General features: G+C 52.6%; 24 protein-coding genes. 19 read left to right on the top strand and 5 right to left on the bottom strand.

The annotated features are described in order from the left end of the window. Positions 1–2: 2 nt before the first annotated feature. The gene (locus CPA45_RS16215; protein WP_096653284.1) at positions 3–758 is read right to left on the bottom strand and encodes a FadR/GntR family transcriptional regulator; all 756 of its coding nucleotides are present in this window, start codon (positions 756–758) and stop codon (positions 3–5) included. Positions 759–1,112: 354 nt separating this feature from the next. Here CPA45_RS16215 and CPA45_RS16210 point away from each other — a divergent pair, with 354 nt between their 5' ends. The 8 genes from CPA45_RS16210 (at position 1,113) to CPA45_RS16175 (ending at position 9,332) form a co-directional block, all read left to right on the top strand. Continuing rightward, positions 1,113–1,853 carry an SDR family oxidoreductase gene (locus CPA45_RS16210; protein WP_096653282.1) on the top strand — a complete coding sequence of 247 codons (741 nt, stop codon included), beginning with the start codon at positions 1,113–1,115 and terminating at the stop codon, positions 1,851–1,853. A gap of 22 nt (positions 1,854–1,875) precedes the next feature. After that, entirely contained in the window at positions 1,876–2,718 is an 843-nt protein-coding gene (locus tag CPA45_RS16205; protein ID WP_096653280.1) for a fumarylacetoacetate hydrolase family protein, read from the top strand. A gap of 235 nt (positions 2,719–2,953) precedes the next feature. After that, entirely contained in the window at positions 2,954–3,991 is a 1,038-nt protein-coding gene (locus CPA45_RS16200; protein ID WP_096653278.1) for a zinc-binding alcohol dehydrogenase family protein, read from the top strand. Then, positions 3,988–5,625 carry a UxaA family hydrolase gene (locus CPA45_RS16195; protein ID WP_096653276.1) on the top strand — a complete coding sequence of 546 codons (1,638 nt, stop codon included), beginning with the start codon at positions 3,988–3,990 and terminating at the stop codon, positions 5,623–5,625. The genes CPA45_RS16200 and CPA45_RS16195 overlap by 4 nt, the downstream gene beginning before the upstream one ends. 69 nt (positions 5,626–5,694) lie before the next feature. Further along, positions 5,695–6,681, top strand: a complete 987-nt coding sequence (locus tag CPA45_RS16190) for a C4-dicarboxylate TRAP transporter substrate-binding protein (RefSeq protein WP_096653274.1) — start codon at positions 5,695–5,697, stop codon at positions 6,679–6,681. A gap of 58 nt (positions 6,682–6,739) precedes the next feature. After that, complete coding sequence (locus CPA45_RS16185; protein ID WP_096653272.1) at positions 6,740–7,213, top strand: TRAP transporter small permease; 474 nt, start codon at positions 6,740–6,742, stop codon at positions 7,211–7,213. An 11-nt stretch (positions 7,214–7,224) separates the two neighbouring features. Continuing rightward, on the top strand, positions 7,225–8,508 hold the full coding sequence (locus CPA45_RS16180; RefSeq protein ID WP_096653270.1) for a TRAP transporter large permease: 1,284 nt from the start codon (positions 7,225–7,227) through the stop codon (positions 8,506–8,508). Between the two features lie 95 nt (positions 8,509–8,603). Beyond that, positions 8,604–9,332: an SIMPL domain-containing protein gene (locus CPA45_RS16175; protein WP_096653268.1), complete on the top strand. Its 729-nt coding sequence runs from the start codon at positions 8,604–8,606 to the stop codon at positions 9,330–9,332. A 36-nt stretch (positions 9,333–9,368) separates the two neighbouring features. On the opposite strand, the gene greB is transcribed toward CPA45_RS16175, so the two are convergent. Further along, on the bottom strand, positions 9,369–9,902 hold the full coding sequence (greB, locus tag CPA45_RS16170; RefSeq protein WP_096653266.1) for a transcription elongation factor GreB: 534 nt from the start codon (positions 9,900–9,902) through the stop codon (positions 9,369–9,371). Positions 9,903–10,057: 155 nt separating this feature from the next. On the opposite strand from greB, the gene CPA45_RS16165 reads away from it, so the two are divergent. From CPA45_RS16165 to CPA45_RS16130, 8 genes are all read left to right on the top strand, one after another. Next, complete coding sequence (locus CPA45_RS16165; protein WP_096653264.1) at positions 10,058–10,702, top strand: tetratricopeptide repeat protein; 645 nt, start codon at positions 10,058–10,060, stop codon at positions 10,700–10,702. Between the two features lie 193 nt (positions 10,703–10,895). Beyond that, the gene (locus CPA45_RS16160) at positions 10,896–11,618 is read left to right on the top strand and encodes an NUDIX domain-containing protein (protein ID WP_244287635.1); all 723 of its coding nucleotides are present in this window, start codon (positions 10,896–10,898) and stop codon (positions 11,616–11,618) included. Positions 11,619–11,630: 12 nt separating this feature from the next. Beyond that, entirely contained in the window at positions 11,631–12,077 is a 447-nt protein-coding gene (locus CPA45_RS16155; RefSeq protein WP_096653262.1) for a DUF1249 domain-containing protein, read from the top strand. Continuing rightward, positions 12,077–12,811 carry a phosphodiesterase gene (locus CPA45_RS16150; RefSeq protein ID WP_096653260.1) on the top strand — a complete coding sequence of 245 codons (735 nt, stop codon included), beginning with the start codon at positions 12,077–12,079 and terminating at the stop codon, positions 12,809–12,811. The genes CPA45_RS16155 and CPA45_RS16150 overlap by 1 nt, the downstream gene beginning before the upstream one ends. Before the next feature lie 211 nt (positions 12,812–13,022). Continuing rightward, on the top strand, positions 13,023–13,982 hold the full coding sequence (cysD, locus tag CPA45_RS16145; protein ID WP_078087124.1) for a sulfate adenylyltransferase subunit CysD: 960 nt from the start codon (positions 13,023–13,025) through the stop codon (positions 13,980–13,982). Positions 13,983–13,996: 14 nt separating this feature from the next. Continuing rightward, positions 13,997–15,439, top strand: a complete 1,443-nt coding sequence (gene cysN / locus CPA45_RS16140; protein ID WP_096653258.1) for a sulfate adenylyltransferase subunit CysN — start codon at positions 13,997–13,999, stop codon at positions 15,437–15,439. A 335-nt stretch (positions 15,440–15,774) separates the two neighbouring features. Further along, a complete protein-coding gene (locus CPA45_RS16135) occupies positions 15,775–16,677 on the top strand; it encodes a homocysteine S-methyltransferase family protein (RefSeq protein WP_096653256.1) in 903 nt (300 codons plus the stop codon). Between the two features lie 40 nt (positions 16,678–16,717). Then, positions 16,718–18,304, top strand: coding sequence for an ABC transporter substrate-binding protein (locus CPA45_RS16130; protein WP_096653254.1), 1,587 nt, complete (start codon positions 16,718–16,720; stop codon positions 18,302–18,304). Between the two features lie 91 nt (positions 18,305–18,395). Here CPA45_RS16130 and CPA45_RS16125 read toward each other — a convergent pair whose 3' ends face one another. The 3 genes from CPA45_RS16125 to CPA45_RS16115 are packed head-to-tail and all read right to left on the bottom strand — an operon-like array spanning position 18,396 to position 20,797. Continuing rightward, a complete protein-coding gene (locus CPA45_RS16125; protein ID WP_096653252.1) occupies positions 18,396–19,214 on the bottom strand; it encodes an ABC transporter substrate-binding protein in 819 nt (272 codons plus the stop codon). A gap of 51 nt (positions 19,215–19,265) precedes the next feature. Beyond that, on the bottom strand, positions 19,266–20,096 hold the full coding sequence (locus tag CPA45_RS16120) for an ATP-binding cassette domain-containing protein (protein ID WP_244287634.1): 831 nt from the start codon (positions 20,094–20,096) through the stop codon (positions 19,266–19,268). Then, a complete protein-coding gene (locus CPA45_RS16115; protein ID WP_096653250.1) occupies positions 20,093–20,797 on the bottom strand; it encodes an ABC transporter permease in 705 nt (234 codons plus the stop codon). The genes CPA45_RS16120 and CPA45_RS16115 overlap by 4 nt, the downstream gene beginning before the upstream one ends. Before the next feature lie 188 nt (positions 20,798–20,985). Between CPA45_RS16115 and CPA45_RS16110 the strand changes: the two genes are divergently transcribed. The 3 genes from CPA45_RS16110 (at position 20,986) to CPA45_RS16100 (ending at position 23,964) form a co-directional block, all read left to right on the top strand. After that, entirely contained in the window at positions 20,986–21,867 is an 882-nt protein-coding gene (locus CPA45_RS16110; protein ID WP_096653248.1) for a helix-turn-helix transcriptional regulator, read from the top strand. 157 nt (positions 21,868–22,024) lie between these two features. Then, on the top strand, positions 22,025–23,143 hold the full coding sequence (locus tag CPA45_RS16105; RefSeq protein ID WP_096653246.1) for an App1 family protein: 1,119 nt from the start codon (positions 22,025–22,027) through the stop codon (positions 23,141–23,143). Between the two features lie 146 nt (positions 23,144–23,289). Beyond that, positions 23,290–23,964 carry a zinc metallopeptidase gene (locus CPA45_RS16100; RefSeq protein WP_096653396.1) on the top strand — a complete coding sequence of 225 codons (675 nt, stop codon included), beginning with the start codon at positions 23,290–23,292 and terminating at the stop codon, positions 23,962–23,964. Positions 23,965–24,303: the final 339 nt, after the last annotated feature.

Here is a 24,303-nt window from a genome sequence, read left to right as displayed (position 1 = left end):
GGCTATTCCGCAAAGAAAACGCTTAGCACGTGGTCTAGATGCACTTCCATGGCGTGGCGAGCGGCAGCAGGGTCTCGAGCCTCTATGGCTTCAACGATGCGTTCGTGGTCGTTCTGAGAGCGCTGAGGCATGTCTGTTTCCATGAACAGCTCTTGAAGGCGGCGGAACATCGCGCCGTATTTGTGCCCTAGCAGATGCTTGATAACAAGCGCATAGGCTGCGTTGCCTGATGCCTCGGCGATACGGATGTGTAGCAGCCGGTCCCCAGCGCAGTTACGCCCTCCGTTAGCATTGTCAGAGACATTGCGCTCAAAGGCTAAACGGATCGCTTGCATGTCTTCTTCGCTAGCGTTCAGGGCTGCCAGCGCTGCAATTTCTGGTTCCAGATAGCGGCGCGTTTGCAGCAGCGAGAAGGGTGGAATCTCCTCGTCCAGGTTGAGCTCAATTTCACTCTCGAACTCTGGGTCTAGTGCCCAAGACTCAGTACGTGCTGCTGCGCGCATGACCGGCTCCTGGGTGGTTGAGCAAGTCTCTAACACAACAACACCATGCCCAACGCGTACTTCCACTTGCCTCACTACTTCCAGGGCGATCAAGGCTTCTCTAACGGAGGCACGACTGACACCCAGTGATTGAGCGAGTTCGCGCTCAGGGGGTAATAGCGTGCCAGGCGGAAACTCACCTTCACGGATTAGCTGCTGCAACTGATCAGCAATCTGGCGGTAGAGACGCTGTGAGCGGATGGTTTGAATCGGCATTCGTGGTATTTCCTATCCGTTTCATTGATGTTTTTCGACTAAAGTTGATGGCGACTAAAGTGCAATCTAAAAAGCTGGCATTTAGCTTTTTGAGGCTTGCCAGGATCAAAGTTTTTCACTCATACTCGGCTCATTGGTCAGGCCATTGGATGTCTGGATAACTTGGCCTTCTGTATGTTCCCACTCTTTTGAAGGGCGCGCCATAGCTTTAGGGCATGTCATAGCTATTTATGTCGTAGCTGTTCATGTCATCGCTGTTCATGTCATCGCTGTTCATGTCATCGCTGTTCATGTCATCGCTGTTCATGTCATCGCTTTTAGGGCGTGCCATCGTTATTAGGGAAGTGCCATACCATGAGACTTAAAAACAAAACTGCTCTGATCACGGCTGCCGCTAATGGCATTGGGCGAGCTAGCGTCGAGCGCTTTGTCGCCGAGGGCGCGACCGTATTCGCCACAGATATTGATATTACTAGCTTAAAGGATATGCCAGGCGTTGAGGCGTATCGCCTGGATGTTACTGATAGGCGAGCGATTCATGACTTAGCTGATTCACTGCCTGCCTTGGACATACTGTTCAACTGTGCCGGTATGGTGGCAGGTGGCTCGATACTCGAATGCGACGAGGCTACTTGGCAGCGCTCAATGGATCTAAATGTTACTTCGATGTTTCATACCCTCCAGGCATTTTTACCGGGTATGCTGGCTAAAGGAGGCGGCAGTATTATCAATATGGCTTCCGTGGCATCCAGTATTAAGGGTGTCGCCAATCGCTGCGCCTACAGCACCTCAAAAGCGGCGGTCATTGGGCTGACCAAGTCAGTGGCTGCCGACTTTATGACCCAGGGGATTCGCTGTAACGCGATTTGCCCTGGCACTGTTGAGTCGCCTTCGCTCAAGCAGCGTATTACTGAGCAGGCTTGCCAAGAGGGCCGTGGCGACGCTGAGGTGCTGGCATCTTTCATTGCGCGCCAACCTATGGGGCGCCTGGGCCGAGTAGAAGAAGTGGCGGCATTAGCCGCTTTCCTAGCCAGTGATGAGTCGCAGTTCATCACTGGCTCCGCGCAATTGATTGATGGCGGCTGGGTGAATTGATCTTTTAAGGAGACATAACAATATGAAGCTTTTACGTTTTGGGCAACCAGGCCAGGAAAAACCAGGCATTCTCGATAGCGCAGGAAAGGTGCGTGATCTGTCCGCCATCGTTAGTGATATTGCTGGCGATGCATTGAGCGACGAAGAGTTACGGAAGCTTCGCGATATAGACCTTTCCTCGTTGCCAGAAGTGGCCGCTGATGTACGTTTGGGGCCTTGTGTTGGCCAGGTGGGCAAATTCATCTGCATTGGCCTGAACTATTCTGACCATGCGGCGGAAACGGGTGCTTCAGTTCCTCCTGAGCCGGTCATTTTTAATAAATGGACCAGTGCCATCTGTGGCCCCAATGACAATGTAGAGATTCCTCGTGGCTCGAAGAAGACTGACTGGGAAGTAGAGCTTGGGGTGATTATCGGCAAGGGCGGCCGCTATATTGATGAAGCCGATGCAATGTCTCATGTGGCGGGGTTCTGTGTTGTCAATGATGTCTCTGAGCGTGAGTTTCAATTGGAACGCAGTGGTACCTGGGATAAAGGCAAAGGCTGCGATACATTCGGCCCTTTAGGCCCCTGGTTGGTAACACGAGATGAGATCGCTGACCCCCATCAGTTGAGTATGTGGCTGGAGGTTGATGGTCAGCGTTATCAGGATGGCAGTACGTGCACTATGGTGTATCAAGTGCCTTTTCTGATTAGTTATCTGAGCCGTTTTATGAGCTTGCAGCCCGGCGATGTGATTTCAACAGGAACGCCACCAGGGGTAGGGATGGGACAGCAACCACCTGTTTACCTGCGCGATGGACAGCAAATGCGCTTAGGTATTGAAGGCCTCGGTGAGCAGCAGCAACGCGTCGTACAGGCTTAAAAAAATCAAACTGTTGGGATCTGGTCGGTGAAATCTGGTGGATGAAATATAGCTATCAACGTGCTTAGTACCCGCAGATACCAACATCAATAATAAGTGTCAGGCCCAAGGCTAAAAATATCTTCAGCTATATTTTTACCAATATTTTTTTCACTACAAAGGCCTGACCACTGGATCAAAGTACCTGTCAGGCCAGTTGGTTGATGGCCTGTACTTGGTGGAGAGGGACGCACTAATGCAAGTTCTCGTCTGTTCAAAACCGCACCACCTAGAGCTGCGTCACTCTGACCGCCCTGAGTGTGCCGCTGGCCACGCTATTGTACGTATCCGGCGTGTCGGGATCTGTGGCACGGATATTCACGCTTACGGTGGCAATCAACCCTATTTTGAGTACCCACGGGTGCTAGGTCATGAGCTTGCCGGGGACGTCGTCGACATCGCTGATGATCAATCTCACCAATTGCTTGGCAAACAGGTCTATGTCATCCCTTATCTGCACTGTGGCGAGTGTCGCGCTTGTCAGCAGCATAAAACTAACTGCTGCCAGAACATGCAGGTGATTGGTGTGCATAAGGATGGTGGTATGGCGGAGTATTTAGCTGTTCCAACCACGCACCTAGTGGTGTCGGAAACCCTTAGCATCGATCAATTGGCGCTGGTGGAGTGCATGGCGATTGGTGCCCATGCGGTAAGGCGTAGCGCACTACAAGGGGGCGAGCTTGCCGTTATTGTTGGGGCAGGTCCTATTGGTATGGGGGTTCTGCAAGTCGCGAAAAGCCTAGGGGCACGTACCTTGATGGTGGATACCAACGCTTCACGGTTGGCTTTTTGCCGCGATGTGTTAGGGGCTGATGCGATAGCTGACCCTCAGGATGCTGATGTCGCTGTGCAAATAAGTGCCATGAATAGCGGGGCACTGGCAGATGTGGTGTTCGATGCCACTGGAAACCCTCGTGCCATGCAAGCGGGGTTCGATCTGGCCGGCCATGGCGGACGCTATGTACTGGTAAGTGTGGTGAAAGCCGACATTACCTTTAGTGATCCTGACTTCCATAAGAAAGAGCTGACGCTGATCGCCAGCCGTAATGCCACTCGCGAAGACTTTGACTGTGTGGTGTCGCTGATGGAGAGCGGCCACATCAATGCTAGAGCGATGATTACCCATCGTGCGCCCCTCGCTGAAGTGCCTTCCCAAATGCCCCAGTGGTGTGATCCTGCCAATCAGGTCATTAAAGCCATGATTTCGATTGACTCTGAAGAGGTGTGCTTATGAGTGACCTGATTGCGACTCAAATACCTCGTCTCACGCTGCGGGTGCACAGGCTGGATAATGTCAGAGTCGCCTTGACCGATTTGCCTGCGGGCACAGTGATTGAGGATCAGGGGAGGTATATCACGCTCCCAGGCCCTATTCGTCATAAGCATAAGTTCGTGCTGAGAGATATGAGCGTTGGTGATTTCGTCATTATGTATGGCGTCAGGGTCGGTAAAGTGACCCAGCCCATAGCAGCGGGAGGGGCCATTACAACTGAAAACCTGGTGCACTCGACGGAAGATTTACCTACCAACACCCAGCAGGAAGCGTGGCAGCCCCCCGAGGTAACTGCGTTTGCGCAGACAACGTTCGATGGCTATCACCGCCCCGATGGGCGAGTGGGGACAGCGAATATCTGGTTGGTGGTGCCCTTGGTATTTTGCGAGAACCGTAATATCGAGGTACTACGGCAATGCGTGGCTGATGCGCTGGGCGACGATCCTTTTCATAGCTACAAACGTATGGCAAGGCAGCTATTGCATGGTGACGTTGCCGCTGAGTCAGCACTGCCAACGGGAGAGCGGCTATTCCCCAATGTGGATGGCGTGCGTTTTCTAATCCACCAGTTGGGATGTGGTGGAACAGATAGCGACGCTGAAGCGCTCTGTAACTTACTGGCAGGCTACATCTGCCATCCCAATGTGGCGGGAGCTACGGTACTCAGCCTGGGATGCCAGAAAGCGCAGATCACCATGCTGCAAGAAGCTATTGCCGCACGTGACCCGAGTGGACACAAGCCTGTCAGCTATTTCGAACAGCAGCAGTCTGTTAGCGAAGAAGAGCTGATACGTGATGCGCTGACAACGATTTTTGATGGCCTAAAGAAGGCTAATCAGGTGACACGCCAACCAGCGCCGCTCTCTGAACTAACGCTGGGCGTTGAGTGCGGTGGTTCGGATGGTTTTTCCGGGCTTTCTGCTAATCCGGTGGTTGGGGCAGTGGTGGATCGGCTGGTGGCGCTGGGCGGTAGTGGCATCCTGAGCGAGTTCCCTGAGCTGTGTGGTGTTGAGCATGAGCTGCTTGCCCGTTGCCATGAGCCTCAGGTGGCCGAGCGGTTTACCTCGTTAATGGCGGCTTACCAGCGTCATGCCCATGCAGTGGGTGCGGATTTCTCCATGAACCCCTCACCGGGCAATGTTCGTGACGGCTTGATTACTGATGCGATGAAGTCGGCCGGGGCGGCCAAGAAGGGCGGCGATAGCCCCGTAGTGGATGTGCTCGACTACACCGAACCCATGACCCGTAAGGGCCTTAACCTGCTCTGCACGCCTGGCAATGACGTTGAGTCCACCACTGGGCTGGTTGGGTCTGGTGCCAATCTAGTGCTATTTACTACAGGTTTAGGCACTCCCACCGGTAATCCTATTGCCCCCGTGATCAAAATTGCCAGTAATAGCGAGCTGGCAAACCGGATGAGCGACGTCATCGATTTTGATGCTGGCCCGATCATTCGTGGTGAAGCTGATATTGCTGAGTTAGCGGATCAGTTACTGCGCTTGTGTGTCGATGCGGCTTCAGGCCGTTATGTGACTAAAGCGATGCGCCTCTCTCAACTGGACTTTATTCCCTGGAAGCGGGGTGTCTCGCTGTAAGCCATTTAAAACAACACTGCCTTTAGGGCAGGAAAAGTGCCGTTAAACACAACAAAAATGGAGTGCTTTATGCGCCTTAATAAACTTTCAATTGCTATTACCCTTGCTACGGTAACCAGTGTTGGCCTTGCCAGTGCTGCCCAGGCAAGTACTGTGATCCGTATTGCTTATGGCAACCAGCCTGGTGAGCCTGTGGATGTGGCTGTTAACCAGTGGGCAGAGTGGGTCAGTGAGGCAAGTAATGGCGAGCTAGAGCTAAAAGCGTTTCCCGCCAGCCAGCTGGGCTCAGAGACCGAGGTAATGGAGCAGGCCCGTTTTGGCTCAGCCATTATTTCGATTACTGCATACAGTAACTTTCTCGACTCGGTGCCTGATCTTGCCGTGTTGGACGCCCCCTATTTAAGCGAGGACTTCGAGAGCAAGCTTAAGGTGTTTGACTCCGAGTGGTTTGCGGACCAAATGGCGCAGGTAGCGTCGTCGGGTTATCACATTGTTATTCCTAACGCCGTCTATGGTGTACGCCACTTGTTGTCCCGCAACCCAGTGAATAGCCCTGAGGATCTCGATGGCGTAGGTATTCGTGTGCAGAACTCACAAATGTATGTCGCGGCCATTCGTGCCATGGGAGCAACGCCCACGCCTATGTCACTAGGGGATGTTTATCCCGCATTGGCTCAAGGAATGGTGGATGGCGTCGAGAACCCTGCAGCTGTGCTCTACGGCGGTAAGTTTCATGAGGTGGTTAAGCATCTCAGTTTAACAGCGCATATGCATACCGTGGCACCGTTCGTCACCGGTCAAGCGTTCTGGGACCAGCTCGACGAAGAGCAGCAGCAGATCCTAACGGATACAGGCCAGCAAATGGCGGAATACCTCGCTGAACTGGTTGAAGAGGATGGAGACCAGGCGCTTGAGCGGTTACGTAGTGAGGGCGTAGAAATTCACGAAGTAGATATCACCCCCTTCCGTGAGCGGGCTGCCGAACAGATCCCATCCGCGTTTCCCCAGTGGAGTGATGGTCTCTATGACAATGTTTACGACATTATCAACGGCTGATTAGTGCGTGATCTTATGGTTCCCCAGCTTGCTGGGGAACTTGGTGGAGGATTCGGGTATGAAGCGTATTTTCACGTGGCTGGATAGGATTATGCGCCTGGATGAGGTGTTGGCCACGGCGGCAGTCTTCGCACTTTTTCTAGTCGCTATCAGCAATATATTTATGCGGTATCTGTTTAACTCTCCCTTGGCGTGGACAGAAGAGGTACTTCAGCTACTGCTGGTCTGGGCTACTTTTCTAGGCGCTAGTGCACTAGTGCGACGGCGCGAGCATGTGTTTATTAGTTTTGTGACCGATAAGCTGCCACCCCGTTTAGCGCATTGGAATGAGCAGGTATTTAGTGTTGGCGTCATTCTGATTAGTGCGCTTGTGATGCTGTATTGGGGAACCCAGCTACTCAGTTTTTCCGCATTGCGCAGTACGCCGATGCTGCAAATCCCCTATTACTGGATTCATGTTGCGATCCCTGTCAGTGCAGCGGTGATGATTTATCACTGTGTGGTGCGACTCGTTCAGCGGTATCAATCATAGGAGTCAACCATATGGCTGTCAGCATAGCTCTTGGCGCGCTGTTTTTGCTGTTTCTGTTAGGCACACCCGTTGCTTTTGCCCTGTTTTTCTCCACCTTCCTTTATTTCATCGTAGGCGCCGACCAGCCTACCATGCTACTTATCCAGCGCTTAGCAGGGGGGCTGGAGTCCGTATCGCTATTGGCCATACCGTTTTTTATTATGGCTGGTGTTTTCATGAATTACTCGGGCATTACCGACCGGCTGCTCCGGCTGGCTGAGCTGCTGACGCGGCGTATGCATGGTGGGTTGGCTCAGGCTAACGTGCTGTTGAGTACGTTTATGGGCGGGCTTTCCGGTTCCAATATTGCCGATGCGGCTATGAATGCAAAATTATTGGTACCCACCATGACCGATAAGGGCTACACCAAGCCCTTTTCCAGTGCGGTAACGGCTGCGTCGTCGCTGATTACATCAACCATTCCGCCCGGTATTGCTCTGATTGTGTATGGCTATGTCAATAATGTGTCGATAGGGCGTCTCTTTCTAGCTGGGGTAGTGCCGGGAGTATTGATGGCGATAAGCCTAATGGTGCTGGTTTCCTATCTATGTCGACGCCATAACTATCAACCGCCTGAGCGCAAAAAAGTAACACGCCGTGAGTGGGTCAGTGTCACTCGAGCGGGAATAATTGCCTTAATGCTGCCCTTGGTGGTGATTGGGGGGATTCGGGTCGGTGTCTTCACACCAACTGAAGCGGGTGCCATTGCGGTGTTTTATGCGCTCATTGTTGGTGTTTTCGTTTATAAGCAGATGACACCAAAAACCATTGCTCTGGCAACCAATGAGTCGCTGTTGGCATCGGTAAATGTGCTTTTCATTATTGCGGTGGCATCAGGATTTGCCCGTTTCCTTACCTGGGAGCAGATACCCCAGGAAATCGCCATGCTGCTCTCTTCTCAGGTAGGCAGTGCGATTGTCTTCCTGCTCTTGGCAAATGTGCTGCTGTTAGTGTTGGGTATGTTTTTGGAAGGTAATGCCATCTTGATTGTGCTTTCACCCCTATTGGCACCTGTGGCTGCCCAGTTCGGTATTGATCCGGTGCATTTTGGGATTATTTTTATTATTAATGCCACGATTGGCACGATTACGCCGCCACTAGGGACAGTAATGTTCACCACCTGCAGTATCACCGGTATTGATATTGCTTCTTTTATCCGCGCCGTCATGCCGTTTTGGTTAGTCATGGTCGGGGTGCTTTTGTTGACGACGTTTGTTCCTTTTGTGTCATTAGCGCTGCCTAATCTCGTGTTCTGATTAGGCAAAAAAGTGCATCGCTAAGCGGTATAAAACCACTATGATGCAAGTTGGTATTGGTCGTTAATGCTAGCTAATTGATTAGGGTGGCCGTAATGGCGGGAAATATTCGAAATACAGCAGTGCTGGGTAGTGCTGTTGTGCTGGGCGGGTTGTTGGCGCTGGGGCTTGTATGGGGCGGAAGCTATTTCAAAGGCGCTGCAGAAGTGTGGCAACAATCTTCACGCAGCGTCACTGTGCGTGGTTTAGCCGAGCGCCAAGTGGCGGCAGACATGGTGCTATGGCCTCTGAACTATACCGTTACCGCCAATTCGCTATCTGAGCTTGAGCAACAGCTTTCCAGTAATGAACAGCTGATTCGCCAATTTTTAGATGAGCGCGGCTTCAACATGAACAATGTGAATGTGACGCCACCGCGCATCACGGATCAATTTAGCAATATGTATGGTGGTGAGCGGCCAGATGAACGTTACCGCGCCGAAGCCACACTGCTATTACGTACCGATAATGTGACGGGGGTAATAGAGGCCTTGCCCCAAGCAACCACACTTGTACGCCAGGGGGTACTGTTATCGCCCAGCTATGAATACCGAACCGAGTTCCTATTTACTGGCCTGGATGCTATTAAACCAGAAATGATCGCTGAAGCGACGGCTGATGCCCGCAATGCCGCTCAGCAGTTTGCGGAAGATTCTGGTAGTGGGGTAGGGGGTATCCGCCAAGCAACCCAGGGCTACTTTTCTATTAATGACCTAGATAGCTACACGCCTCATATTAAACAGGTCAGGGTTGTTACCACGGTGGATTACTCACTAGAAGAGTAAGCGCTACCGCCTCATGATAAGAGGGGAAAGGGGCGCTTACTGACCCTGGTAGCGAATAACCGTTATGGTGTAGAACGTTTCGCCATTGGGCGTAAGCACCGTAATGTCATCGCCTACTTCTTTGCCCAGCAGCGCCTTGGCCATGGGGGCATCGATACTGATCCAGCGTTTTTTGGTATCGGTTTCATCATGGCCAACAATACGGATATGCAGCTCTTCACCGTCTTCATCTTCCAAACTCACAAACGCGCCAAAAAATATTTTATTGGTGTTGGCTGGTAAACGATCAACCACCTGAAGCTCTTCCAAACGCTTTGTCAGGTAGCCAATACGGGCAATCACGCGGTTTAACTCTTTCTTGTTATAAGTGTAATCGGCATTTTCACTGCGGTCGCCCTGGGCGGCGGCTTCGCCGACTTTGGCCGAAATTTCAGGCCGCTTTACCCTTAATAGATGGTCCAAAACAGCGCGCAGGCGAGCAGCCCCTTCACTAGTAATCAGGTTGCTTTTGGGTGCTTGGCGCGGGTCTTTTGCTGGGTCACGCCAGCGTGTCATATTGCGGCCTTTCATTGAGTTTTTCGCCTTGAACAAAACACTAAGCTTACGCTAAGGGCGCTCACTATCACATAGTGACGAACCACTGGCGAATCATTCAAACGTTCGTTACATTATGAGGGCGAGCTATTTAAACGATCCGCTGTATAAAAATAACTTAGGAGTTTTCAATGCGTGCACTTCCTTTTTCTCGCCTACTCATCGCGGCTGCCCTGGGCAGTACACTGGCGCTGGCGCCGTTGGCAGCCACAGCCTATGACGGCGAACTGTTCTCTCTGAAGAACCGCTGGGAGCATACCGTCACCGATATGCCGGCTAACCAGCGCGAAAGTACCCTAAGGTCGCTGGCAAGCGAAGCCGAGAAGATTGCTGATCAACACCCAAATGAAGCAGAAGTGCTGATTTGGCAGGGCATTGTGCTTGCGTCTTATGCCCGTGAACGTGGTGGTTTGGGAGCGCTAGGCACTGCTGGAGATGCGCGTGATGTGTTGGAACGGGCGATTAAAATCGATCCGCAGGGTGGTAATGGTTCAGCCTATGTAACCCTTGGGGCTCTTTACGACCGTGCGCCAGGCCGTCCGCTAGGATTTGGTAATAGCAACACCGCTGAGCGCATGTTCCAGCGAGCGTTAGAGATCCGTCCCGATGGCATCGATGTTAACTACTACTATGCAGCGTTTCTAAAAGAGCAGGGCAACACCCAGGCTGCCCGCGAGCACGCCCAGCGCGCTGTTGACGGTGCTGCCCGTGATAACCGCCAAGCATCTGATGAAGCGCTACGCCGAGATGCACAGGCATTACTGCAAACACTGTAGTTGGCTGGATATACTGTTATTGAGAGAAGGTTGACTGAGCTAGCTTTTATCCAATTCGCTTTTTGCTGAGTTGGCCTTTTTAAAGTGAGCGCAGCGCGGCAGTCGTTTTGTTGCTGCATGCGTTTATCACTAGATTGGCATTCCCGATGGTGAGCATTGATAATAGTACGATTGTTATCATCGGGAGTGCTCCATGGCGTCTAACCCTACTTTTTCAGCGCCTAGTTCCTTAGCGCCCATCTCTACTAAACTTGATGATACCAAGCTGTCACAACCTCAGCTTGGGCGCAATGACGTCGAACTTCTTAAGCGCGACACGCTCTACCAAGGCTTTTTTCGTCTCGAAGCGTTGGAGCTACGTCACCGTCTGTTTGAAGGTGGCTGGAGTGGTGCTATGCGCCGTGAAGTGCATAACCGTCATGATGCGGTGGGTATTCTGCTGTACGATCCGGCTCGCGATGCGTTAGTGCTGGTAGAGCAATTTCGCGCTGGTGCAGTTGACGACCCACTTTCCCCCTGGAAGCTAGAGCTAGTGGCTGGGCTCGCGGATAAGAATGAGCCGCTTGAAGAGGTTGCCCGTCGTGAGGCACTGGAAGAAGCAGGTTGTCACGTTGGTCAGCTCACTCAGCTACATACCTACTACCCAAGCCCCGGCGCCTGCAACGAACGCGTGACGCTATTTTTTGGGCTGGTTGATAGCCAAGGGCTAGGTGGTGTTCATGGCTTGGATGAGGAACACGAAGATATTCGTGTTCATGTGGTGAATTACCCCACTGTATGGGAACTCTTGGAGCAGGGACGACTCGACAACGCTATGTGTTTGATTGCGCTGTATTGGCTAGCGGGGCAGCGTGCCTCACTGCGTGCAGCCTCTTATCGTGCCTCTATACCCAGCACTGATATTAAGCGAACCTGATAAGGAGTGAACATGGCCAGAACCGCCTATGTCACCGATTTAAAATCCCTACAAGGTGAGTGCAGTGCTAATTATTTGCGCTTGATACGCCTGGTGGGTGATATGGAGACCGGTCAGCGCCGTGATATTGCTCTGCGCGGCGATAACCAGTATTTCGGGGACCTGCATCTCTATATTCAAGAGCAGGCGCCTTATACCACCATGGTGGATGTGTCCCAGAGCGGCCCGCTTGACTCGGTAATTGAAGGGCCAAAAATGCGTGTTCACCTTTACCATGATGTGCGGATGGCGGAAGTGACAGACTTTCAGCGCGAACGCCATTTTAGCGGCCGCTATCGCTATCCTAATGCCAGGATGCATCAGCCCGACGAAAAGCTGCAGCTCAATCGGTTTTTGGGTGAGTGGCTGGCCCATGGTTTGGCTCATGGGCACGCTTGTAATGTGCCGGAGATGCCCTAATGCGGTTGGTTCAAATTACTGATGCTCACTTGCACGCTGACAAAAAAGCGCGTTCCAGAGCGGGTGTTCCCTGGCGCCAGTTTCAACAGGTACTTGAGTGTGTGATCGCAGAGCGTCCTGACATCGTGGTGTTCACCGGTGATGTTAGCCAGGATGAAACGGCTGCCTCCTACGCGCTGGCGTGCCAGGCGCTTGCCACGTTACCTTGCCCATGGTTCTGGATTCCTGGCAACCACGACCAGCCTGAGCTAATGCTGGCGGAGCACCCACTACTTGAAGAAGTGGATTTAGAGCAGTGGCGTCTCCTGCTGTTGAATACCAGGGTGGAGGGGCGCGCTTACGGCAGGCTAGGCAGTGAGCAGCTCTCTACGCTTGCCGCGCAGCTTGAAGATGATAACCGTCCAACGTTGATTGCGATGCACCATCCGCCGGTAGCGGTGGGAGCCGCGTGGATGGATGCCATTGGTTTACAAGACCGCGATGCGTTTTGGCAGGTACTAAGCGCTTACCCTCAAGTGAAGATTGTGCTGTTTGGTCATGCCCATCAAGCCTATGCCCAGAAGCATTGTGTGGCGGGGGCAGAAATTGGTGTGTATGGCTGTCCAGCGTTGGCCGACCAGTTCATGCCAAACTCCGAAAGCTTCGCGGTTGATGAAGCCTCAAGGCCAGGCTATCGCGTTATTGACCTTCATGGTACTGAATGGCAGACCTGGATAGAGCGCGTTGCCGTATAGCGATTGTGGGAACGGAAGCCCTTTTACAGGCGGTCTCACTGCTAATAATAGCTTGATAGTCGATAAAGATATAAAAAGATAGTTATTAATTCTTTTGGGTTATTATTGACTCGGCGTTACCCTACTCCTAAATGTCCATCGTTGGGATCTTTCTCGATGAGTGGCAAACAGCGTTTGCACATGCAAGCTTCGTTTTGTGAGGGAGTAGGTAATGAACCAGTTTTCTGCGCCGTCGACGTCTCGGCGTGAGGTGCCCGGTGCACCTGATGCAGCGCGTCTGACCCATTTAAAGCAGCTAGAAGCTGAATCGATACATATTATCCGGGAAGTGGCCGCAGAGTTTAGTAATCCGGTCATGATGTATTCCATCGGTAAAGACTCCTCGGTCATGCTGCATTTGGCCCGCAAAGCGTTCTACCCCGGCACACCGCCGTTTCCGTTGATGCATGTGGATACCACCTGGAAGTTTCGGGAAATGATTGAGTTCCGTAACCGCATGGCAGAAGAAGCGGGGATGGAGCTGATTGTGCACACCAACGAAGAGGGGCGGGCCGCTAATATCAACCCCTTCGACCACGGCAGTGCCAAGTACACTGACATTATGAAAACCCAGGCGCTGAAGCAGGCTCTGGATAAGTATGGGTTTGATGCTGCCTTCGGTGGCGCACGCCGTGATGAAGAGGCGTCTCGCGCTAAAGAGCGCGTTTACTCCTTCCGCGATAAATACCACCGCTGGGATCCTAAGAACCAGCGCCCTGAACTGTGGAATGTGTATAACGCCAAGGTGAATAAAGGCGAGTCAATCCGTGTGTTTCCACTCTCTAACTGGACCGAGCTGGATATCTGGCAGTATATCTATCTAGAGTCGATCCCCATTGTGCCGCTTTACTACGCCGCCAAGCGCCCTGTGGTGGAGCGCGATGGCATGCAGGTCATGGTGGATGATGACCGCCTGCCACTTGCTCCAGGTGAAGTTCCTGAAGAGAAGTACGTTCGGTTCAGGACATTAGGCTGCTACCCGCTAACAGGCGCTGTGGAGTCTGAAGCCGCTACGCTACCGGAAATTATTCAAGAGATGCTGCTGACCCGTACCAGTGAGCGTAGTGGCCGGGCCATTGACCGTGATCAAGTCGGTTCAATGGAGAAGAAAAAGCGCGAGGGTTATTTCTAAATGGGGAACGTCTGATGGCTCACCAGTCCAATTTAATTGCTGATAATATCGAACAGTACCTGCACGAGCATGAAAACAAAGACCTGCTGCGTTTTATTACCTGCGGCAGTGTAGATGATGGCAAGTCCACGTTGATTGGGCGCCTATTGCACGACTCTAAAATGATCTTCGAAGATCAATTGGCGGCGATTACCCAAGCTTCCAAAACCAGTGGTACCACCGGTGATACGGTGGATTTGGCACTATTGGTTGATGGTCTTCAGTCTGAGCGTGAGCAGGGTATTACCATTGACGTGGCGTACCGCTTTTTCTCCACGGATAAGCGCAAGTTTATTATTGCTGATACGCCTGGGCATGAGCAGTACACCCGCAATATGGCCACGGGTGCCTCTACCGCTAGCTTGGCGATTATTTTGATTGATGCCCGCTACGGTGTGCAGACCCAAACCCGCCGCCATAGCTTTATCGCCGATTTGCTGGGTATTCAGCACTTGGTGATTGCGGTTAACAAGATGGATTTGGTGGGGTTCTCCGAGCAGCGCTTTAATGAAATTGTTGCCGAATACCGCGCCTTTGCCACTAACCTGCAGGCCCCGGATATTCGCTTTGTACCGATGTCGGCACTTAACGGCGACAACGTGGTTAACCCAAGCGAGCAAACACCCTGGTATTTTGGTGCGGACTATGAAGGCCAAACGCTGATTGAATTGCTGGAAAGTGTGGAAGTAAGCCGTGACCAAAACCTTACTGACTTGCGCCTACCTGTTCAGTATGTAAATCGCCCGAATTTGGATTTTCGCGGTTACTGCGGCACCTTGGCCGCGGGCGTGCTGCGTCCTGGGCAGGTGGTGAAAGTATTGCCGTCTGGTAAAACATCACGAGTGGCTCGTGTGGTCACCTTTGATGGCGACTTGGATGCTGCCTACCCGGGTCAGGCAATTACCGTCACTTTAGAAGACGAAATTGATATCTCTCGAGGTGACTGGATTGTCAGTGCAGATGCTGAATTACCGCTTTCCAATGCGTTAACCGCAGATATCGTCTGGATGCATGAAGAGACGCTAACGCCAGGTAAGCTTTACGACTTTAAGCTGGCCACCCGCGATCTTTCAGGCCAAGTGAGCGCGATTGAGTACCAAATCGACGTTAACACGCTGGAAAAACACACTACCAGTGCGTTGGGCCTCAATGCTATTGCCCGCTGTGAGGTAGAGCTCACCGCCGCCATTCCGGTAGATGACTACCGTACCAGTCCCGGTACAGGCAGTTTTATTATCATTGACCGGTTAACCAACGTAACGGTTGGGGCGGGCATGATTCGTGGGGCAGCTAATCGTTCAGGCGTAGCAGCGCCAACGACCGATTGGGTCGCTTTTGAGCGAGATCTAAATGCGCTGGTGCGCAAGCACTTTCCCCACTGGGAAGCCAAAGATATTGGCGAGCTTTTTAAACGCTGATTTGCCTACAACGGATTGACCAATAGCTAGCGTGCACCATTAGAGGTCATGGTTGTGAATGACAGCTGTGAATGACAGCTGTGAATGACAGCTGTGAATGACAGTTAGGGTGGCTAGGTATGGTTGACGCCTGAACTGATGGGGCGCATTAATAAGGCACCTTACTAATGTATGTGAGTAAGGTGCATGAGTAGGGCGCATCCCAAGCCTGCTGTTAGCGACATTTGATCGCTGGCAGCAGGTTTTTTTAATTAATTGCTATCGCGGATGGACGATATTAGTGAAGCGCCCATTTAAACGTGAAGTTTAATCAAGAGATTAAGGAAGCTATTGATATGTTAACTATTCTGGACGGTGGTTTGGGGCGTGAACTGAAGCGTTTGGGCGCGCCGTTTCAGCAACCAGAGTGGTCGGCGTTAGCATTAATGGAAGCGCCAGAAACGGTGACCCAAGCGCATAGGGCATTTATTGATGCTGGTGCCGACGTGATTACGACCAATGCCTATGCGGTCGTGCCGTTTCATATCGGTGAAGAACGCTTTGCTGAACGTGGCCTTGAGCTGGCTAGCCTGGCCGGGAAATTGGCAAGAGAAAGTGTCACGGGGCAGCCACGCAGCGTTACAGTGGCAGGTTCGTTGCCACCACTGTTTGGTTCTTACCAGCCAGAGTTATTCGATGCTGCACGTGCGCCCGAACTACTCGCCCCGCTGGTTGAAGGACAAGCCCCTTATGTTGATGTCTGGCTTGCTGAAACCTTAAGCGCGACTGAAGAAGCGAAGGCGGTAGCGCAGGCATTAGGTGATGATCAACGTCCCCGCTGGTTCTCTTTTACGTTGCAGGATGCCGATGAAAGCAGCCAGCAGCCTTGCGCCCTGCGCTCAGGGGAAACAATCGAGAGTGCCGTGGACACGGTAGTAGCTGCAGGCGGTGAAGCGCTGCTGTTTAACTGCAGTCAGGCTGAGGTGATGGAAGAAGCAATACGGCGTGCCCGTGCTGCGATAGACGCCAAGGGCGCTGAGCTGCGTCTTGGGGTTTATGCCAATAGTTTTGTGCCGCAGAGCAACCGTATTGCGGCTAATTCAGGTGTCAGCGATATGCGTGATGACCTTGGGGCAGAAGCTTATGCCGAGTTTGCCCAGCGTTGGCAAGCGGCAGGAGCTACGATGATCGGTGGTTGCTGTGGCATTGGTCCTGAACATATCGAAATGCTCACGCGCATCGCGCGTAGCCAAGCGTAAAAACAGGCCTGTACGTTTCGCATAAGGGTAAGTCAAAATTATGTCTAAAGTGAATAAGGAAGCCTCAGTGCCACTACTGAAAGGGGTAACGCGGCGCCAGTTTTTACAACAAACGGCAGCGCTATCAGTATCAGCAAGCGCCTTAGGTGGCTTACTGCTTCCTGGCAGTGTAAGCGCAGATACTGCCCTGACACCCCAGCGTGGTGGGCATCTAATTCTGGCCATTGACAATGCCTCAAGCAGCGACCGGCTAGACCCTGCCTACTATTTTGAGCAGTACATGTATCACATAGGCCGTCAGCTGTTTAATACGTTGACCGAGCTAAACGATGATGGGTCGCTGGCGCCAGGCTTGGCTGAGTCCTGGGATACCACGGATGCCACGCAATGGGTGTTTACGCTACGCCAGGGCGTAACGTTCCATAACGGTAAAACACTAACCGCTGATGATGTGGTGTATTCGTTAAACCATCACCGTGCGGAAGATTCGCCTTCGGCGGTGAAAGGGTACATGGAGCAGGTTAGCGAGATTACTGCGCTTAGTAGTAATGAGGTGCAAATTACGCTGACCGCACCCAATATGGATCTGCCGTTTTTGCTGGGCGAGGTGAACTTTGCGATTACTCCCGCCGATGCTGACTTCGACCAGGGCATTGGTACCGGTCCCTTCGTGCTGGAGCGTTTTGAGCCTGGGGTGCGCACCTTGGTGAAGCGTAACGAGAACTACTGGAAGAGTGATCGTGCCTTTGTCGATAGTGTTGAAACCCGTGCGTTCAATGATTCCAGTGCCCGGGTTGCGGCACTTATCAGCGGTTCGGTGCACTTCGTTAACCGAGTCACGCCCAGTATTGTGAGCCGCTTGGAGAGCGCATCCTCGGTACGTATCAACCGTAATGTGGGCAACTTTCAGGTGACATTCCCTGGCCTCGCTGACCGTGCGCCGTTTGATAATGTAGATGTGCGCCAGGCAATGAAGTTTGCCCTGGACCGTGAGCAACTGCTAAACCTGTTGGTGCAGGGCTATGGCCAGGTTGGCAACGACTCGCCACTCTTCCCCAGTAATCCCTATTTTACTAATGACCTGCCCAGTCATGCCTTTGATCCGGATAAAGCGCTCTATCACTGGCGTAAGGCGGGGCTGGATCGAGCCATTCGGCTTAGTGCAGCTGATGGTGCGACCTTTGAAGGGGCGGTGTCGGCAGCAGAACTCTACCAGCAGTCGGCCAAACGAGCGGGCATTCCGTTGGAGGTTAATCGTGTGCCTGCGGATGGCTATTGGTCGGAAGTGTGGCGCCAGCATGAATTTTGCGCCTCGGGCTGGTCGAGCCGTCCCACCGCAGATACTTACCTGTCCATGGTGAATATCTCTAACGCTCCTTGGAACGAAGCGCGCTGGGCCAATGAACAGCTGGACCAGCTAATTATCGCGGCGCGCGGCGAGCAGGATGAGGCTCAGCGTCGGCAGATGTACCATGATATTCAGCTTTTGTATCAGCAGGAAGGCAGTACCGTCGCACCGCTGTATATGGATTCAATTTCGGCGAATCGGGCAAATGTACATGGCTACATCGATGTGCCAGGAGAAGTGGCTACCCGCTCAGTTGAAAAAATGTGGCTAGCTAGCTGATCAGTGCCCGCTAGGCATGCGCGCCCCGCAGAGTGGGGCGCGCTTAAAGGCGTCATTAGAAAAGCTACTCTAGAAAAGCTACTCTTCGGCGTTACTCTCTGTGCTTAGCGTTAGGGAAGAATAACGGCTGGTCGTTAACGGTGAAATCGGCAATCGCTTGCTGACCCGCTTCAGAGACTAGCCACTGATGCCATTGGCTCGCTAAATCGTGTTTCAGGTGGGGATGCTGTTGTTCTGAAAGCAGTAGGCTGCCGTATTGGTTAAATAGGGCATTATCGCCTTCAAATAGCAGCGTTAAGTCTTGTGGGTTTTGAAAGGCTACCCAGGTAGCACGGTCGGTAAAGCTGTAGGCATTCATGCCTGCTGCTGTATTGAGCGTTGGCCCCATGCCACTGCCCAGCTCGCGGTACCACTCGCCCTGTGGGATAACGCCTGCGTCCTCCCACAGGCGCAGTTCGGCACGATGAGTGCCGCTGTCATCGCCCCGTGATGCAAAGGGGGACTCACTGTTTGCGATACGTGCAAATGCATCAGTCACGCTGTCGGTTTCAGCAATCCCCGCAGGGTCGTTGCTTGGCCCCACAATGATAAAGTCGTTATACATCACATCAAGGCGTTCGCTGGCATAACCATCGGCAATAAACTGCTGTTCGCCTAGAGTATCGTGCACCAGCAAGCTGTCGACATCGCCACGTCGAGCAATTTCAAACGCCTGGCCGGTGCCTACCGCTATCACGCGCACGGCAATCCCTGTCTCTTCGGCAAACGCCGGAATAATAGCGTCAAACAGGCCAGAGTTTTCAGTAGAGGTGGTGGAGGCCAGAGTGATGAAGTTATCGGCTGCCATCAGGGAACCGCTCGTGATTAACCCAACAGCGCCAACTGCTATAGATGCGATTGCGTTTTTCATGCTAATGCTCCTTGGATGTTATCCAGCATTGTTCGTGTTATTCGTCTTGAATTACCAAACCAGTTCGCCACGAACGAAGGCTGCTGCCTCACTTGAGGTGGGAGAGGAAAAAAAGGCTTCGGCGGGAGAGTGTTCGAGCAATGCGCCGTTATGCATAAACACTACGTTATCGGCTAGTCGGCGCGCCTGGTGAAGATCATGAGTAGTCATGACGATGCGTGTGCCGCTGCGATGAAATTCAAGCACTGCATCTTCAACGGCTTTGATCGCAGCAGGGTCTAGTGCCGACGTCGGCTCATCTAAAAACAGCACTTGGGGATTAAGCAACCAGGCGCGGGCTAACGTAAGTCGCTGCTGTTCACCACCAGAAAGTACCCGGGCTGGCCGCTTGGCAAGCGCTGCCAAGCCAAACTTTTCTAGTGCTTGCAGGGCCAGAGCTTTGCGCTGGTGACGGGGTACCTGACGCACTGCCAAAGCATAAGTTAGATTATCTAGAGCCGATCGGCGCAGGAGCACTGGGCGCTGAAATACCATCGCCTGTACAGGTGTTTGGCCTTCCCATACGACTTGGCCACTACTAGGGCGTAGCAAGCCATGAGCCAAGCGCATTAATAGGCTTTTACCCGCGCCGTTAGGGCCCATAATCAGCGTGCGCTGGCAACCTGAAAGTGACAGTGTAGTGGGGGCCAATAGCCGATTGCCGCGGTGCTCGAAGCTAACCTGGTCAATGCAGAGTGTCGGTACGCTAGACGTAGCTATCGGCATAATAGGAGATGCCATGGTAGAAGATGGCTCGACAGCAGGTGACTCGGCAGCAGGTGACTCGGAAGTAGGTGACTCGGAAGTAGGTGACATAGCAGGAGATCCAAGAGGCGTGCTCATCCTAGCCGCCTCTTGGAGGTCTCGCTGACTAAATGCGCCAGAGCGTTGATTAGTGTGACAAGGGTGAGCAGCACAATGCCTAAGCCTAATGCCAGTGCTAGGTTGCCTTTACTGGTCTCCAGCACAATGCTGGTGGTCATCACACGAGTAACGCCATCAATATTGCCGCCAACAATCATCACTGCGCCGACTTCTGCACTGGCGCGGCCAAAGCCTGCCAGGATCACGGTTAAAAGACTGAAACGTGCATCCCATAGAAGTGTTGGCATCATACGGAGTTGATTAAGCCCCAAGGAGCGTAGCTGTTCAGCGTACTCGCTATGCAGTGCTTCAACTTGTTGGCGGGTAAGTGCAGCGATAATTGGAAATACCAGAATGACTTGGGCAATAACCATAGCCGTGGGCGTAAACAATAGCCCAAACTGGCCCAGCGGCCCTGCACGGGAAAGCAACAGATAAACACACAGCCCGGCCACGACAGGGGGCAGGCCCATTAATGCATTGAGCAGTACAATCAGTGCATTGCGGCCGGGAAAGTGCCATAGCGCCAGCGCTGCGCCTAACGGCAACGCCAGTATGCTGGCGATGAGCACCGCGAACAGCGATACCTTAAGCGATAGAATCACAATCGCGAATAACCCCTGGTCCATACTTAGAATTAGGGTAAGCGCGGTATAAAAGGGGTTATCGCCTGGTGACATAACATCCCGCCTTTATGTTTTTGTACATTGGAGCTGTGGTTAAAGATGCAGTGGTGATTAACAGCGCAGGGGGGAAACATAAGCCCTGAATTAAAAAGCATAATGTAGGTAAATTGACCACAATGCACCTAAGGCTGAAATATATGCAGTGCTATACAGTATTATGCAATTAGAGATAGAGGTATGCCATGTTAAGGGAGTATCTCACTACGGCAGAGGTGGCAGATTACCTGCGTTTAAAAGAGCGCAAGGTGTACGATCTGGTGCGCCAAGGGCAGATTCCCTGCAGCCGGGCCACGGGTAAGCTGCTCTTTCCCCGTCAGCATATTGATATGTGGGTACTCAGCCATTTATCGGGCGACCAAGCGCAGCGCTCGCCGCTACCGCTAGTATTAGCAGGAAGCCAAGACCCACTATTAGAGTGGGTGGTTCGAGAGAGCGGCAGCGATTTAGCAACGATTTGCCACGGTAGCGGCGATGGCGTACGCCGCTTATTAGAGGGGCGGGCAATGCTGGCAGGGATCCATCTGCTCAATCCGGCAACCGGGCGTTATAACGAACCCGCCGCGCTGGGGCTTAGCGGCATTCGGGACCTGATTGTGCTGCACTGGGCGAAGCGCCAGCAGGGGTTGCTGGTAGCAAAAGGTAATCCGCATGATATTCGAACGCTCAAGGATATTGCCCATAAGCAAATCACTATTGCCCATCGTCAGCCGGATGCCGGTGCGGCACAGCTACTGCGCTGCCTGCTACAGCAGGCGGGTATTGAGCACCGCACACTTACTTGGGCGGCTCACGCGTCGCTTAGCGAAGATGACTTAGCGCTAAGCATCTCCCAGGGCGAGGCGGATGTAGGGGTGGGAGTGAAAGCTGCTGCCAAGCGCCAGCAAATAAGTTTTATACCGCTAATTGAGGAGTCGTTTGATCTAGTGATGCACCGGCATAGCTACTTCGAGCCAGCAGTGCAGGCGCTTTTTGCATTCGCACGGCAGGAACGCTTTGCTCAAAGGGCCAATGCCCTAGACGGCTACGAGGTCAGTGGTTTAGGCAAGGTGCTGTACAATGCTTGAACGTGTTGTTTCCATCTGTATCGCTTGACGACAGTATAAGATCCGCCACACTGGACAAGGATTGCAGGCCTAGGCCCCATCAGGATAAGGAGAGCATGATGAACCACTTAATCCGCGCTAAATATAAGCTGCGCTGCTACTTCGGTATGTGCTCTTAATGTCGTGGTATCAGCACTGGATAAGTTTTGCCAAACGACTTGTGCATGTGGTCGCCAAGCCCATGAAGCAGAACAGTGGGCAGGGTGGTGTGATGGTTCATCCTTACCGAGGCTATGGCTCTTCGCGAGAAGTTTTTGTGATGGGGCGGGTGTTTCGTCAGGCTGCTCTTGGTCGCGCTATTCCTCGGCGCGGGGTGCTACGGGACACTGCAGATGTAGCGCGGCGTATCTTTAGGCGGGGGTTGGCGGATGCCAGAGTAGACATTCGCATAGGCAACAACCAGCTATGTATTACTACCGATCGTGATGGCTACTTTGACGCTCAACTACCGGTCAGTTCCGCGCTTCCGGTAGATGTTTCCTGGCATCGTGCCGATATAATGGTTCATGCGAAAGGATATCCACCGGTTCGTACTAACGTGGAGATTTATGTGCCTCCTCCCGAGGCAGATCTGTTGGTCATTAGTGATATCGACGATACGGTCATGTTCACCGGTGTGGCAGAAAAGCTCAAAATGCTTTACCGACTATTTGTGCGTAAACCCCATCGTCGTACGGCATTCCCGGGGGTTGCCTCACTTTATCAAGCGTTGTATCGCGGTAAAAGCGAAAAGGCCGAGCGGCCTATTCTGTATGTTTCTAGAGGCCCTTGGGCTATTTATGAAATGCTGGAAACTTTCTTTCAGCTTAACCGCATTCCTGTGGGTCCTATCCTCTTTCTGCGCGAGTGGGGCATCTCATGGCGCAAACCATGGCCACGGCGGGCTGAGGCCCATAAGCGCGATTTAATCGACCGCATGTTAGCGCTCTATAGCGATATGCCCTGTATCTTGATTGGTGATAGCGGCCAGCATGACCCTGAGGTCTATACGGAAGTGGTGAAAGCCTATCCTGGGCGTATCAAGGCGATCTATATCCGTCGGGTTGATCAAGACCCCAAACGGGAGCAGGCTATTCAGCGCTTACGCGATGAGCTAGCGCATACTGACTGTGAGCTGGTGCTGGCAGCAGACAGTGTTCTGATAGCCGAGCACGCTTATGCCCAGGGAGATATTTCTGCCAGAGGGCTGCAAGCTGTACAGCGAGATGTTGACGAGCAGCAAAACGACCCTGCTTAAGCTGCGTATTAGCCCCGTTATGTGCGCCACTACGGTCGTGGTAAAACTAAGCGCTTACAAAGGGGTCAACTAGTTAGCTTTTATGAGTGGTGAATGCCCATGGTTACGGGGTTGATATACCCTGGGTTGTTACGCTCGAGGTTATTATGTTTATAGTATTCATTGTGTTGGCGTTGGCCATTTTTGTATTGCCTAATATGTGGGCGAAATGGGTGCTAAAGCGTCATACCCGCGGCCGTGATGATTACCCTGGCACCGGCGCAGAGCTTGCTGACCACTTGTTACGCCGTTTAGGTATAGAAGGCGTCAGTGTTGAGCGCACAGAGTTTGGTGATCATTACGACCCTGAAACCCGCTGCGTACGCCTCTCTCCCGATAATTACGATGGCCGTTCGCTGACGGCAGTAACGGTGGCCGCTCACGAAGTGGGACATGCCATTCAGCACCATGAAGGCTACACGCCCCTGCTGGCCCGCAGCCGGTTAGTGCAAGTGGCGCAGAAAGCCGAAAAGCTGGGCGCAATTTTAATGATGGCTGCCCCTTTCCTATTTGTGCTCACGCGGTTGCCCGGCGGGCTGGCGGCCATCATTGCGATGGCAGTGATTAGTTTTGGCACTGCTGCGCTAGTACATCTGGTAACGTTACCTGTAGAGTTCGATGCCAGCTTTAACCGGGCTCTACCACTGCTCAAAGAGTATGTGCCGCCTTACGATATGCCCGGCGCTCGCCACGTACTCACTGCTTGTGCCTTTACCTACGTAGCCGCATCGCTCGCCAGCATCCTGAATCTAGGTCGCTGGTTGGTTATTTTAAGGCGTTAAGGGTGCTTGTGCTTTTATGCTGAACCTTGGTGACTCTGTTGCTTGGCTTCAGACTCCTGGCTTGTTTAATTTTTCTTCGTAATTGATGAGTTTGAAGTGGATTTTTGTAAGAGATCTCTTACAACGATGTAAGAGATTGCCGCTTTGTGTCCTCCACAGGTTGCGCTTCGCGCCTGCCTCGTTATCCTGATCGTTTCTTATTTACTAGTAACGATCCAAGGAGGGAGCGATGGCCAATGGTACAGGCCTGCAATTCACCCTAACGCTACCCGGCGTTGATGATATCGCGGTGATTGATTTTACCCACCGCGAAGCGCTCTCCCAGCCCTTTGAGCTGAT

The organism is Vreelandella nigrificans (assembly GCF_002374315.1).
Classification (GTDB): Bacteria; Pseudomonadota; Gammaproteobacteria; order Pseudomonadales; family Halomonadaceae; genus Vreelandella; species Vreelandella nigrificans.
This window is presented reverse-complemented; position numbering and strand designations above follow the sequence as displayed.

Excerpts from the sequence above, each read along its gene's own strand:
- CPA45_RS16115 (WP_096653250.1), bottom strand. The coding sequence starts at position 20,797 with ATGTCACCAGGCGATAACCCCTTTTATACCGCGCTTACCCTAATTCTA.
- CPA45_RS16125 (WP_096653252.1), bottom strand. The coding sequence starts at position 19,214 with ATGAAAAACGCAATCGCATCTATAGCAGTTGGCGCTGTTGGGTTAATC.
- CPA45_RS16100 (WP_096653396.1), top strand. The coding sequence starts at position 23,290 with ATGTTTATAGTATTCATTGTGTTGGCGTTGGCCATTTTTGTATTGCCT.
- CPA45_RS16160 (WP_244287635.1), top strand. The coding sequence starts at position 10,896 with ATGGCGTCTAACCCTACTTTTTCAGCGCCTAGTTCCTTAGCGCCCATC.
- CPA45_RS16180 (WP_096653270.1), top strand. The coding sequence starts at position 7,225 with ATGGCTGTCAGCATAGCTCTTGGCGCGCTGTTTTTGCTGTTTCTGTTA.
- CPA45_RS16150 (WP_096653260.1), top strand. The coding sequence starts at position 12,077 with ATGCGGTTGGTTCAAATTACTGATGCTCACTTGCACGCTGACAAAAAA.
- CPA45_RS16175 (WP_096653268.1), top strand. The coding sequence starts at position 8,604 with ATGGCGGGAAATATTCGAAATACAGCAGTGCTGGGTAGTGCTGTTGTG.
- cysN (WP_096653258.1), top strand. The coding sequence starts at position 13,997 with ATGGCTCACCAGTCCAATTTAATTGCTGATAATATCGAACAGTACCTG.
- greB (WP_096653266.1), bottom strand. The coding sequence starts at position 9,902 with ATGAAAGGCCGCAATATGACACGCTGGCGTGACCCAGCAAAAGACCCG.
- CPA45_RS16205 (WP_096653280.1), top strand. The coding sequence starts at position 1,876 with ATGAAGCTTTTACGTTTTGGGCAACCAGGCCAGGAAAAACCAGGCATT.
- CPA45_RS16155 (WP_096653262.1), top strand. The coding sequence starts at position 11,631 with ATGGCCAGAACCGCCTATGTCACCGATTTAAAATCCCTACAAGGTGAG.
- CPA45_RS16200 (WP_096653278.1), top strand. The coding sequence starts at position 2,954 with ATGCAAGTTCTCGTCTGTTCAAAACCGCACCACCTAGAGCTGCGTCAC.
- CPA45_RS16190 (WP_096653274.1), top strand. The coding sequence starts at position 5,695 with ATGCGCCTTAATAAACTTTCAATTGCTATTACCCTTGCTACGGTAACC.
- CPA45_RS16165 (WP_096653264.1), top strand. The coding sequence starts at position 10,058 with ATGCGTGCACTTCCTTTTTCTCGCCTACTCATCGCGGCTGCCCTGGGC.
- CPA45_RS16120 (WP_244287634.1), bottom strand. The coding sequence starts at position 20,096 with ATGAGCACGCCTCTTGGATCTCCTGCTATGTCACCTACTTCCGAGTCA.
- CPA45_RS16105 (WP_096653246.1), top strand. The coding sequence starts at position 22,025 with ATGTCGTGGTATCAGCACTGGATAAGTTTTGCCAAACGACTTGTGCAT.
- CPA45_RS16130 (WP_096653254.1), top strand. The coding sequence starts at position 16,718 with ATGTCTAAAGTGAATAAGGAAGCCTCAGTGCCACTACTGAAAGGGGTA.
- CPA45_RS16185 (WP_096653272.1), top strand. The coding sequence starts at position 6,740 with ATGAAGCGTATTTTCACGTGGCTGGATAGGATTATGCGCCTGGATGAG.
- CPA45_RS16210 (WP_096653282.1), top strand. The coding sequence starts at position 1,113 with ATGAGACTTAAAAACAAAACTGCTCTGATCACGGCTGCCGCTAATGGC.
- CPA45_RS16110 (WP_096653248.1), top strand. The coding sequence starts at position 20,986 with ATGTTAAGGGAGTATCTCACTACGGCAGAGGTGGCAGATTACCTGCGT.
- CPA45_RS16215 (WP_096653284.1), bottom strand. The coding sequence starts at position 758 with ATGCCGATTCAAACCATCCGCTCACAGCGTCTCTACCGCCAGATTGCT.
- CPA45_RS16195 (WP_096653276.1), top strand. The coding sequence starts at position 3,988 with ATGAGTGACCTGATTGCGACTCAAATACCTCGTCTCACGCTGCGGGTG.
- CPA45_RS16135 (WP_096653256.1), top strand. The coding sequence starts at position 15,775 with ATGTTAACTATTCTGGACGGTGGTTTGGGGCGTGAACTGAAGCGTTTG.
- cysD (WP_078087124.1), top strand. The coding sequence starts at position 13,023 with ATGAACCAGTTTTCTGCGCCGTCGACGTCTCGGCGTGAGGTGCCCGGT.